Origin of the sequence: Pseudomonas sp. UC 17F4 (assembly GCF_900101695.1) — a bacterium.
In the GTDB taxonomy this organism is placed as follows: Bacteria; Pseudomonadota; Gammaproteobacteria; order Pseudomonadales; family Pseudomonadaceae; genus Aquipseudomonas.
The window spans coordinates 5467635-5479294 of sequence record NZ_FNKV01000001.1; the positions used below are offsets into that span (position 1 = coordinate 5467635).

The window sequence follows — 11660 nt, forward strand, 5'->3', positions numbered from 1 at the left end:
TGTTTCGCGGGGCAAGGCCACCTCAGGCCTTGGCCCGTCGCGCCTTGAAGAACTCGGACAGAATCGCTCCGCACTCCTCTGCCAGCACCCCACCCTCAAATAGCACCCGGTGGTTGAGAAAGCCCTGGGTAAAGAACTGCCCCTGGCTCTGCACCACGCCGGCCTTGGGCTCCAGCGCACCGTACACCACCCGGTTGATCCGCGAATGCACGATCAGCCCGGCGCACATGCTGCACGGCTCCAGGGTCACGTACAGGGTGCTGCCGGGCAGCCGGTAGTTGCTCGCGGCCTGGGCGGCGGCGCGGATGGCGACCATCTCGGCATGGGCACTGGGGTCGCTGCCGCTGATCGGGCAGTTGAAGCCCCGGCCGATCACCTGGCCGTGCTGGACCAGCACCGCGCCCACCGGCACTTCGCCCATGGCCGCGCCTTGCGCCGCCAGCTCCAGCGCCAGGCGCATGAATTGCTGGTCGCGGCTGCGATCGATGATCTGCGGCTGACGCATCAGGCCACCTCGATCGCGGCCATCAGGCCGGTTTCCATATGATCGATCACGTGGCAGTGAAACATCCAGGTACCCGGGTTATCCGCCACCAGCGCCACCCGCGCGCGCTCGTTCTTGCCCAGCAGGTAAGTGTCGGTGAAATACGGCTCGATCTTGCGCTTGTTCGAGCTGATCACCTTGAAACTCATGCCGTGCAGGTGGATCGGGTGCTGGTACTGGGTCATGTTCTTCAGCTCGAGGATGTAGCTCTTGCCCTTTTGCAGCGTAGCAATCGGCCGGTCGGCGCAGGTCTTGTCGGTGATGTCCCAGGCCTTGCCGTTGATCTGCCAGAGGCTCGGCGGCTTACCGTTGTCGGTATTTACCGAAACCGAGCCGACCCACTCGAAATTGAAGTTGAGCTTTTCGGCGTTGGCCAGGTCCGGCTCGGCGATCGGGTTGGCCGGCAGCGCCGGCGGCCAGTCGCCCGGGGCTTCGCTGCTGGCTACCGAACGCAGGGTGCCCAGGCGCACCGGGCCATCGCGCAATGACAGTTCTTCACCGGCTGGCGGCATCTTGATCGCCAGGCAGATACGCATGCCCGGGCCCAGCCAGTAGTCTTTGCCCAGCGGGCGCGGAACGATGGGGTTGCCGTCCAGGGCGTAGACCCGCGCCTCAAAGTTGCCTTTGAGGTTAATGCGATACGTCAGGGTGTTGTCGAGGTTGAGCAGACGCACCCGCACGATCTGCCCGGCAGGCATCTCGACCACGGCGTTGGCCTGGCCGTTGATGGTAATCAACCGGCCGGCGGTGCCGCCACGGGCAGCTTCACGGGGGATGCTGAAGGGCAGATAAGCGCCCTGCTCGTCGACGTGCCAGTTCTTCAGGCTCAGGGTGCGTTCGTGCTGGAAGCCGGTGGGCTCGCGCTCCTCGACGATCAGCGGCCCGACCAGGCCTTTGCCGAGCTCTTCGGAACTGTTCACATGCGGGTGATACCAGAAGCTGCCAGCATCCGGCACGCGGAACTTGTAATCGAAATACTCGCCCGGCAATACCGGCAACTGCGAGACGTAAGGCACCCCGTCCATCTCCAGCGGCAGGCGGATGCCGTGCCAGTGGATGGTGGTGGCCACTGGCAGGTGGTTGATGAAACGCACCCGCAGCCATTCGCCCTGGCGCACCCGCAACTCGGTGCCCGGCGCCGACGGGCCGAAGGCCCAGGCCTCGGTCTTGAAGCCGGAGACCAGCTCGACATCCAGCGGCGCGGCAATCAGCTCGTAGTCATGCCCGGCATCCGGATCGGTCCTTCCTAGCCAGTACCGCGATGCGCCACCGGCGCCAAGGCCAATCGCCACCAGGCCGCTCAGGCCACCGAGAATTTGTCGCCGGGTAAAGGACATGCAGCAGGTACCTCACATCGCAGGAACAACATGCCGGCACCTGGTGGCAAAGTGCCAAGGTACCGGCGATGAAGGGCGAATACGATACACCTGCAATTGAGAAATATTAAGTGAAGAGTTGCCGCAGGGCCTAGGTTCCCGGCCTTATAACCCCTGGCGGCGCAGTGATGGCGTCGCGAAAGGCAACGGGCTGATCCTGGGTTTGCAGTGCCAGGCGTAGATCGCCCTGGACGATACCGTCGGGCCTGCCCATGCTCGGCAGATAGTACTCTCCCGCATCCAGGGTAATGCCGCTGGCCTGCCCCGGCCCGGCATCGACCAGGCGCAAACCCGGCACCCCTTGCAGCTCGGCCAGGCCTGGCACGCGTTTGTACAGGTTGCTATGGGTGTTGCCGACCAGCGCGATCCATTTGCCGGCGTCAGCCTCGCCTTGCGTGGCGCCAATAACCCGGTTGGCATAGTAGTTCATGACTTTCTGGCGCAGCGGATTGCCCGGCTGCTCCAGGTCGAGGCCTTCCAGGTGATAACTGGCGACGCAATCCAAGGCCCGCACCCTGATTCGGTTGCCCCGGGCTTTGCGCACCAGCTCCAGGAAGTTATAGCGGCCGGCGCTGTCGGTGCGATGGCCAAGATCCAGACGGTCCAGGTAGCGCCGCAATTGCGTAGTCATGCGCCCGCTGCGATGGAACAGGTCGAGATCCGCCTGGTGCAGGTCGGTGATCAGGTGCTCAAGATAGAGCGTGCGCACGCCCTTGGCATACAGCGGAGTGAGGTTTTCCAGCAGCCAGCGTTTGCTGGCGATCGAAGCGTGGGATTCGCCTATGACCACGCCGGCATGCTCGTCGAACAGCTCGATGAATGCCCGCTGCGGGCTGATAGAGGCCGCTGGCGGGTGAATCTTGAAGCTGGGCAGGGTCAGCCGGGTGAAAAACCGCTCGGCATCCGTGCGCAATTGCTGCCGGATCTGCTGCAGGCTGTCACGTACCTCCATCAGTGGCGACGCGGGGTCGTAGTAATCACCGCCGATCGCCCGCCGATTGTTTGCACTGATGAGCTCCCGCACAGCGGGCCGGGACGGTTCCGGGACTTCATAGCTGCCAGGCGCAGCGTCGAAGGGCGAGTAATCTACCGGCACCGCCGGCGCCTCGGGCGTCAGCCCCCCCCAGGCACTGGCCACCTGCGCGCAGGCAGGCAGCCTCGAGCACGCCCCACTGCCCCTGCTCGTCCAGACGCACGGGCACTACCCCATTGAACGCAAAGGGATTGTCATCAGGAACAATCAGCCAGGTACGCAAGGCCTGGTCATATCGAACCCGATAGGGCACGCCCTCAAGCTCGATGTACTGGGCGCCATCAGCCAGGGTACTGACACCTTGTTTGATGCCGCTGAAAGCCTCGGGTACGTCAATGATCTGGTTGCTTTCAAGCTGGCCCAGCGCTTGCGCCGCGCCACGCCCCAGCGGCAGCAGGAATGGCAGGTTGAGCAAGACCTCGACACCGGCAAGAATCGCCCCAAGCACACCCGCCCGCCGCTCCTCGGGATTGTCGCCATCGACCGCCTGCTCGACGTTCAAGGCAAGACTGGCAGTGCCCGTTGCCACCGCCAGCAATGCCAACGGCCAACCCGCCGGCGCTACGGCGCCCAGCAGGCGCGAGGCCACGCCCAGGTAACCCACCCACAATTGCGCACGCAGTTCGGCATTGGTACGCAGGGCCGCATCGGTTTCAAGTTCCATGTGCTGCCGGGCGTTGTCGCGCATCCAGGTGAAGACCTCGCCGTTGATCGGCGCACGCTGCACCTGAGCGGCAAAAGCCTCGACCGAGCCTTGCGCCCAAGAGGCGAGTTGCTCACGCAACCTCTGCACCTGCTGCGCATCACTGGCGAAATAAGCCAACAATTGCTCGCGGCTGACGGCCACCTGCAGCCAGCCAAACAGCCATTCGGCCAACTCCTGCTGGCTACTGAAAGCCTGGAACGACGGCACCGCACCGGGCATATAGAGCACATGCTGCGCCCCCGGCCCCTGCAACCACACCAGCGCCGACGACGCCTGCCCGGCCAGGCTCAAGGTCGCAAGCTGAATGCCGGCAGCAGGTTGCTGTACGTGTTCAAAATGCTGCAGATGGGCAGCAACGCTGCTGTCAAAGCCGACAGCGTCGAACACCAGTTGCAACTGCTGCTCGTTCAGTTGTCCGCCGAGGCCTGCCTGCAACGCTTGCGCGAGGTAAGTGAGCTTACTGAGCGCGCGCACATCAGCACCGTGCTCGACCCAGAACGCCGTTCGCTGGCGCTGGAACCTGGCGCCAAAGTCCATCTCCCACAAGGCGTTGAGGACCTTTTGCGGGTCCAGTCGCACTTCATTGCTTTCATCGAAGCGCCTCGCCTCTGCTCCCTCGGTGTAGAAACCGCCGTACAACAGCAGCAGGTCGGCATTGTCCTGGTCACTGACGCGAAAGCGGCGCATGACCAGTTCGGTCAAGGTCAAGGACTGATCAGGTGTTCCATAGTGCTCCCAGCCTGTAAAGCTGCGGCTGTTGCTGGCAGCGTGAGAGAAACGGTTCCAGTAGATCCTGTCCGGATCAGCGTGCAGGTTGGCTTGTGTGGCCAGCAGCTGCGCCGCTGCGTCGCCGGCGCTGGCATGCAGGTCCGGGAAGGCATTGACCACCGTTTCGGCAAGCCGGCGCAGCGACGCACGAACCGCCGCCAGTTGCAGGGTGGACTGATCATCAGGTTGCGAATGTTCCATGACATGAGTTCCGTTGCACAAGAAACCCTCAGCCTGGGTCGTGCGTCGATGCCAGCGGTACTACATAAGTATTCCCGGCGGCCATCAGCTAGACAGGGAAACGGCTCGATGTAACGTCAGAAAAATCCATTTCGTTGTAACAACAAATACCTATGGCAGCAGGTATGACGCAGGCTTTCTCAATGGGCATTCATCTGCAAGGAGATGCACATGCCCTATCAATTAAATGTCCATTCCGATTCGCTGGCCTCCAGCCAAGGCCAGAAGCAAGCGCTCGACACCATCGCCTCCACGCTGGTGACTCAATGCCCCGACATGTGGGAAATGGCCCGTGAAGTTGCCCGCAACTTGCTGCTCAAGCACACCGGACAGACTCCAGAGCCAGACACCATTTACTGGCACCGCTTCGCTGGCGCGGTAAGCAGTACACGAAGCTTCACCGGCTGGGAGCATTACGGCCCACCGCTTGAATCGATGACCTTGCCACAGTTGGTCATGCGCCGTTTCAACAGTCACGACCAGGACAACAGCGATCTGCTGCGACAGAACGGTGGCTTTTACCAAGCCGGGCCACACAGCCCGGTTTTCAACGAAACCAATGAAATTCGCATGCTGGGCCAGGATGTGCTCAATGAGTTCTGGCAGATCGACTTCAGCACGCTGTTCAACCACCGGCTCGATGCCTTCTGGCAAGCCCATGCCGAAGATTTTCGCCTGATGGCCAAGGTCAACTTCCTCGCCAAGGCGTATGAGGACTATCAAAGCGGCGTGCTGTACCCGCAGCACTGCCAGGCGATCTTCAAGGCAGTGGCAGGCGACTTGCGTGCCCCGATCAGCCGCAAGCAACTGGCAGATCAGGTGCAGGCGGCGCAGGGCTGGAGTGTTCGGACCTTCGACATAGGCGGCTACCTGGCCAGCGACATCGTGCGCATTGTCTCCCCTGAAGGTCATCAGTTTGTCTATATGCCCGGAGAAACAACCGCCCTGCACAGCTTCGAAACCAACAACGACCTGCACATCTGGGTGCTGCAACAGGCCTGTACCGACCTGGCCAGCCGGGCGCGCTTCGAATCGCACTTCCCGTTGTCGGTCCACCCGCCACGGGGCTCGGGCGTCGGCCTGAACAGCCTTATCGAGCTACTGGTATCCAGTTACGGTCATGCTGACCATTCGTTGATCAATCAGCTCGACCGGCCAATCGCCGGAGATCTGTTCAGCTACCTGCGCGACCAGGCCCGCGAACGCATGTATGCCGACGCCGACACGGCGCTGCGCTCGAACAGCGAACTGCGCAAACAGATGTGGATCGGTTACCTCAATGCCTTTACCAACACCTTTGGTGTCATCGGTGCAGTGTGTTGGCCCGTGGCATTGGCGGTGGTCGGTGCGGACCTGGCCAGCCTGGGACTGAACATCGACCAGGCGGTGAACGGCGACACCACCGCAGAACGCAAGGCCGGTGTCACTGGCGCCATCGTCAGCGCTGTCAGTGCCGCCTTCGACGCCACCCTGGTATTTGGCGTCGGCGCAGCCGCCGAAGTCGCTGAAGTAGTTGATCCACTTGAAGCCGAACGCAGCGCCAGCGGCATACGCACACCTCGACCGCCCTTCGCCAGTGAAGCCCGTCCCCTGCCAGAGATAATCGATCTGCCCCTGGAGCAGCCGATTGCCAACGTGATTGTCGATGGGCAACGCCCACAACTGGAAGGCAACCTGCGCGGCACCTATCTGCTCGATGGCCAGACCTACATCACCCTCAACGGTGATCCTTATGCGGTGCGCTACGTTGGCGAAATGAAAACCTGGGTGATCATCGATGAACAGAACCCGTACGCGTTCTACCGCAGCCAGCCCGTGAGGCTCAACGCCAATGGCCAGTGGGAACTGCTGCCCAAGCCCGGCCTGCAAGGGGGTGGCAAGTTCTGGAGCAAACATCCCTGGGGGTCCAGCGCGGCAGCGCAAACACCCGTCGTACTTTCCCTATCGCCCTATGAAGTACCGGTCGAGTTACGCGCGAAGCTGGAGAGCGCCGCCAACAACCCGGGCGATCAGTTACTCAAAGGCTATATCGTCATGAACGATCCCGAACTCAACGCTGCCGCCGAATCATTCACCCGGATACGCACGCAATTAGCGGAGGAAAGCCGCTCGTATTTTCGTACAGTGCAGGTGCAGCCCCGAGTAGAGATTCCCACGCTGGCGGCCAGCGCCACGCCCAAATCGATTTTCCAGGAGGTGTTTCAGCGCGCCGAAGGTTTGGTGATTGGCGAGCGTCACAGCTCGATTGCGAGCAAGAAGTTCCTGATCGAGAACATGGAGGTGCTAGCCAAGCAGAAAGTCCGCACGCTGTACATGGAACATCTGCTGACCGACTTCCATCAGGCCGACCTGGACATTTTCATGCGCACCGGGAAGATGCCCCCGGGCTTGACCAAGTACTTGAAAAGCCTCGATAGCGGGTTCGGAACCGACCCGTCAGGCCAGTTCACTTTCCTCAACCTGGTCAAGGCCGCCCAGCGCAACCACCTGCGCATCCAGGCCATCGACTGCATGGCCAGCTACCGTCAGACGGGCCTGGCAGACCCGGAGGGCACCCTGCGCATCGAAATGATGAATCGCTATGCCACTTCAATCATCAGTGCTGTAGAACAGCAAAGCCCGGGGCGCTGGATTGCGCTGGTAGGAGAGTCCCACGCCAACACCTTCGAGCAGGTGCCAGGGCTCAGCGAGTTGAACCAGGCAATTGGCCTGCGGGTAGCCGATGCCGAAGCAGGGACCACCGTCGGCCTGTTTGTCGATGAAGGCAGGTTTGGCGACCTGTCCAAAGGCCAGGCGCCACGCTTCGTCAAGAATGACCTGGTGCTGCGCATCGTAACTCCGGGGTCGTGGGCAGCCGATCTGACAACCCTGCACGAAACCCGCCTGCCGCGGGTCGGCATGTTCTTGATCGAGCAGCAGGGTGATCAGACTCTACTGTTTCATCGCAGCAACGACCGCTCAATCGTGCGCACCGTCATCCACATCACCGAGGACCAGGTCTCAATCGACCGGCCCTGGCCCCGCGTCCACAACCATCGCTTCAAAGACCTGCGCGAACTGGTCTCGGCGCTCAAACTCACGGGCCTGACTCAAGCCTGAAAAAACAAACGCCCCGACAAGTCGGGGCGTTTGCTTCAAGCGCTACAGCGGTTCACGCAGCGGGATCATTCCCACTCGATGGTCGCTGGCGGCTTGCTCGACACGTCGTAGGTGACGCGGGAGATGCCTTCGATCTCGTTGATGATCCGGCCGCTGACAGTTTCCAGCAACTCGTAAGGCAGGTGTGCCCAACGCGCGGTCATGAAGTCGATGGTCTCGACCGCACGCAGGGCCACGACCCAGGCGTAACGGCGGCCGTCACCAACCACACCGACCGATTTCACCGGCTGGAACACCACGAAGGCCTGGCTGACCTTGTGGTACCAGTCGGCCTTGCGCAGTTCTTCGATGAAGATATGGTCGGCGCGACGCAGCAGGTCGGCGTATTCCTTCTTCACTTCACCGAGGATGCGCACACCCAGGCCCGGGCCCGGGAACGGGTGACGGTAGACCATGTCGTACGGCAGGCCCAGCTCCAGGCCAAGGCGACGAACCTCGTCCTTGAACAGCTCGCGCAGCGGTTCGACCAGCTTGAGGTTCATCTCTTCCGGCAGGCCACCGACGTTGTGGTGCGACTTGATCACGTGGGCCTTGCCGCTCTTGGCGCCAGCCGACTCGATCACGTCCGGGTAGATGGTGCCCTGGGCCAGGTACTTGATGTTGTGCAGCTTGCTCGACTCGGCATCGAACACGTCGATGAAGGTGCGGCCGATGATCTTGCGCTTCTTCTCGGGGTCGGCTTCGCCGGCCAGATTGCCGAGGAACTGCTCTTCGGCGTTGGCGCGGATTACCTTGACGCCCATGTTCTCGGCGAACATGGCCATCACTTGCTCGCCTTCGTGCAGGCGCAGCAGGCCGTTGTCGACGAATACGCAGGTCAGCTGGTCGCCGATGGCCTTGTGCAGCAGCGCTGCAACCACAGAGGAGTCAACGCCGCCGGACAGGCCGAGCAGGACGTTGTCGCTGCCGACCTGGGCGCGGATCTGGGCAATGGCGTCTTCAGCAATGTGCGACGGGGTCCACAGCGCTTCGCAACCGCAGATGTCGAGGATGAAGCGCGAGAGAATGCGACCGCCCTGCTTGGTATGGGTCACTTCCGGGTGGAACTGCACGCCGTAGTAGCCACGGGTGTCGTCGGCCATGCCGGCGATCGGGCAGCTCGGGGTGCTGGCCAGGATGTGGAATTCTTCCGGGATGCGGGTGACCTTGTCACCGTGGCTCATCCACACATCCAGACCGAACACGCCATCGGCGTCAACGTGGTCTTCGATGCCGTCGAGCAGGCGGCTCTTGCCGACTACGTCGACGCGGGCATAACCGAACTCACGCAGCTCGGAACCTTCAACCTTGCCGCCCAGCTGTTCGGCCATGGTCTGCATGCCGTAGCAGATACCGAATACCGGTACGCCCAGGTCCCAGACCGCCTGTGGCGCGCGTGGGCTGTTGGCTTCGTGCACGGACTCGGGGCCGCCGGCGAGGATGATGCCGCGCGGGGCGAATTCGCGAATCGCTTCATCGTCCATGTCGAACGGGTGCAGTTCGCAGTACACGCCGATTTCGCGCACGCGGCGAGCGATCAGCTGGGTGTACTGGGAACCGAAGTCGAGGATCAGGATGCGGTGAGCGTGAATGTCGAGGGCCATGACTCAATCTCTGATGCAGCTGCAAGCTTCACGCTGCAAGCCGCAAGTTGTTCGGGAATTACGCGGTAGCCGCTGCAGAGCAACTACCGCTTGGAGCTAGAAGCTTGTCACTTGCCGCTGGAGGCGTTAGCCGACCCGATAGTTTGGCGCTTCTTTGGTGATCTGTACGTCATGCACGTGGGACTCGGCCATGCCGGCACCGGTGATGCGCACGAATTCGGGCTTGGTGCGCATTTCTTCGATGTTGGCGCTGCCGGTGTAACCCATCGAGGAACGCAGGCCGCCCATCAGCTGGTGGATGATCGCGGTCAGGGTGCCCTTGTAGGGCACACGGCCTTCGATACCTTCCGGAACCAGCTTCTCGGCACCGGCCGAGGAGTCCTGGAAGTAACGGTCGGAAGAACCCTGGGCCTGGGACATGGCGCCCAGCGAGCCCATGCCGCGGTAAGCCTTGTAGGAACGGCCCTGGAACAGCTCGATCTCGCCCGGAGCCTCTTCGGTACCGGCGAACATCGAACCCATCATCACTGCCGAGGCACCGGCTACGATGGCCTTGGACAGGTCACCGGAGAAGCGGATACCGCCATCGGCGATCAGCGGGATGCCAGTGCCTTCGAGGGCCGCGGCAACATTGGCGATGGCGCTGATCTGCGGCACGCCGACACCGGCGACGATACGGGTGGTGCAGATCGAGCCCGGGCCGATACCGACCTTGACGGCGTCAGCGCCGGCTTCGGCCAGGGCCTTGGCCGCAGCGCCGGTGGCGATGTTGCCACCGATAACCTGAACCTGCGGGAAGTTCTCTTTTACCCAGCGAACGCGATCGATCACGCCCTTGGAGTGACCGTGAGCGGTGTCGACCACCACCACGTCAACGCCGGCGGCAACCAGTGCGGAAACGCGATCACCGGTGTCTTTACCGGTACCGACCGCAGCACCAACACGCAGACGACCCTGGTCGTCCTTGCTGGCCAGCGGGTAGGCCTTGGCTTTTTCGATGTCGTTGACGGTCATCATGCCTTTGAGGGCGAACTTGTCGTCGACGATCAGTACGCGCTCGATGCGGTGCTTGTGCAGCAGCTCGCGGGCTTCGTTCTTGTCGGCGCCTTCCTTGACCGTGACCAGGCGCTCTTTAGGCGTCATCACTTCACGGACGGTGGCGTCCAGGCGGTTTTCGAAGCGCACGTCGCGGGAGGTGACGATGCCGACCAGGTCGCCATTGTGCAGCACCGGAACGCCGGAGATGTTGTTCAGCCGGGTCAGTTCGAACAGGTCACGGACCGTGGCGTCAGCCTCGATGGTGATCGGGTCCTTGACCACGCCAGCCTCGAACTTCTTGACCTTGCGCACTTCGGCAGCCTGCTGCTCGATGGTCATGTTCTTGTGGATGATGCCGATGCCGCCTTCCTGGGCCATGGCAATGGCCAGGCGGGCTTCGGTCACGGTATCCATGGCGGCGGAAACCAACGGAATATTCAGCTCGATGCCACGGGTCAAACGGGTCTTGAGACTGACTTCATTGGGTAGCACCTCTGAATAACCAGGCACTAGGAGAATGTCGTCGAAGGTCAGGGCTTCTTGGCTGATACGCAGCATCGCGGGGGCTCCCGGGCGGGAAAAATGGAAGCGCGCCATTATACTCATCCAGTGCCCTTCGCTCAATGCAAAGATGGGCCTTCGGTCAGTTACCTTCGCGGCTTACCTGCACCACGGCCACCGGCTGGTCCAGCCAATCGGCGAAGTTATCCAGAAAATCCTGCCTGAACCCCGCCGCAGTCCAGTTATTGAAGATGAAACCGAGGTTGGAAAACGCACAGGGTTGCAGGAACAGAAAGCCGTTGATGTCGTCTTCATGGCCGCACAGCGGGCAAACGAAGTTTTCCGTGCGCCCGGGCATCCAGTCTTCCAGGCTCTCGAACAGCGCCACGCCGACTTCCTTGCGGCACTCGGCGCAGCCGGCTTCTTCGAGAAAGCCATCGGTGGGGGTATAGATGCAGCGTTTGGTGATCACCTCGAGGCCGTTGACCGGCTGGCCGAACGGCAGCAGTTCGGGCCGCTCGACGACTTTGCGTGCGCCCTCGGCGATGGCGTAGGCCATACGGCTACCGGTGCTGCCGCAGGTGCTCAGTTGCTCCTCAATGACTTTCTCGCGCACCAGCCAGCGCAGGATCGCCCGGGCGCGGGCCTCATGGACGGGGACGGTGGAAATCTTCGGGACAATAATGCTCTGGTTTGTCATCACAGCGGCCAA

At 62.1% G+C, this 11660-nt stretch carries 8 protein-coding genes; 1 reads left to right on the forward strand and 7 read right to left on the reverse strand.

What is annotated here, in order from left to right; genetic code table 11:
- Positions 1-22: 22 nt before the first annotated feature.
- From tadA to BLR26_RS24965, 4 genes are all read right to left on the reverse strand, one after another.
- Positions 23-505, reverse strand: coding sequence for a tRNA adenosine(34) deaminase TadA (gene tadA, locus BLR26_RS24950; RefSeq protein ID WP_093386979.1), 483 nt, complete (start codon positions 503-505; stop codon positions 23-25).
- The gene (locus tag BLR26_RS24955) at positions 505-1881 is read right to left on the reverse strand and encodes a multicopper oxidase family protein (protein WP_093386984.1); all 1377 of its coding nucleotides are present in this window, start codon (positions 1879-1881) and stop codon (positions 505-507) included. The genes tadA and BLR26_RS24955 overlap by 1 nt, the downstream gene beginning before the upstream one ends.
- Positions 1882-2011: 130 nt before the next feature.
- Entirely contained in the window at positions 2012-2872 is an 861-nt protein-coding gene (locus BLR26_RS24960) for a membrane-targeted effector domain-containing toxin (protein WP_143013310.1), read from the reverse strand.
- A gap of 97 nt (positions 2873-2969) precedes the next feature.
- A complete protein-coding gene (locus tag BLR26_RS24965) occupies positions 2970-4628 on the reverse strand; it encodes a dermonecrotic toxin domain-containing protein (protein WP_093386996.1) in 1659 nt (552 codons plus the stop codon).
- Positions 4629-4838: 210 nt separating this feature from the next.
- Between BLR26_RS24965 and BLR26_RS24970 the strand changes: the two genes are divergently transcribed.
- A complete protein-coding gene (locus BLR26_RS24970; RefSeq protein ID WP_176794298.1) occupies positions 4839-7766 on the forward strand; it encodes a membrane-targeted effector domain-containing toxin in 2928 nt (975 codons plus the stop codon).
- Between the two features lie 65 nt (positions 7767-7831).
- Here the strand turns inward: BLR26_RS24970 and guaA are convergent, their stop codons facing one another.
- The 3 genes from guaA to BLR26_RS24985 form a co-directional block, all read right to left on the reverse strand.
- Positions 7832-9409, reverse strand: coding sequence for a glutamine-hydrolyzing GMP synthase (gene guaA, locus BLR26_RS24975; protein ID WP_045196475.1), 1578 nt, complete (start codon positions 9407-9409; stop codon positions 7832-7834).
- A 126-nt stretch (positions 9410-9535) separates the two neighbouring features.
- Positions 9536-11005: an IMP dehydrogenase gene (guaB, locus tag BLR26_RS24980; RefSeq protein WP_045196472.1), complete on the reverse strand. Its 1470-nt coding sequence runs from the start codon at positions 11003-11005 to the stop codon at positions 9536-9538.
- Between the two features lie 85 nt (positions 11006-11090).
- Positions 11091-11648 (reverse strand): sugar ABC transporter ATPase, encoded by a 558-nt coding sequence (locus BLR26_RS24985; protein WP_093387006.1) that lies wholly within the window; start codon positions 11646-11648, stop codon positions 11091-11093.
- Positions 11649-11660 lie beyond the last annotated feature (12 nt).

Excerpts from the sequence above, each read along its gene's own strand:
- tadA (WP_093386979.1), bottom strand. The coding sequence starts at position 505 with ATGCGTCAGCCGCAGATCATCGATCGCAGCCGCGACCAGCAATTCATG.
- BLR26_RS24985 (WP_093387006.1), bottom strand. The coding sequence starts at position 11,648 with ATGACAAACCAGAGCATTATTGTCCCGAAGATTTCCACCGTCCCCGTC.
- guaB (WP_045196472.1), bottom strand. The coding sequence starts at position 11,005 with ATGCTGCGTATCAGCCAAGAAGCCCTGACCTTCGACGACATTCTCCTA.
- BLR26_RS24970 (WP_176794298.1), top strand. The coding sequence starts at position 4,839 with ATGCCCTATCAATTAAATGTCCATTCCGATTCGCTGGCCTCCAGCCAA.
- BLR26_RS24955 (WP_093386984.1), bottom strand. The coding sequence starts at position 1,881 with ATGTCCTTTACCCGGCGACAAATTCTCGGTGGCCTGAGCGGCCTGGTG.
- BLR26_RS24960 (WP_143013310.1), bottom strand. The coding sequence starts at position 2,872 with ATGGAGGTACGTGACAGCCTGCAGCAGATCCGGCAGCAATTGCGCACG.
- BLR26_RS24965 (WP_093386996.1), bottom strand. The coding sequence starts at position 4,628 with ATGGAACATTCGCAACCTGATGATCAGTCCACCCTGCAACTGGCGGCG.
- guaA (WP_045196475.1), bottom strand. The coding sequence starts at position 9,409 with ATGGCCCTCGACATTCACGCTCACCGCATCCTGATCCTCGACTTCGGT.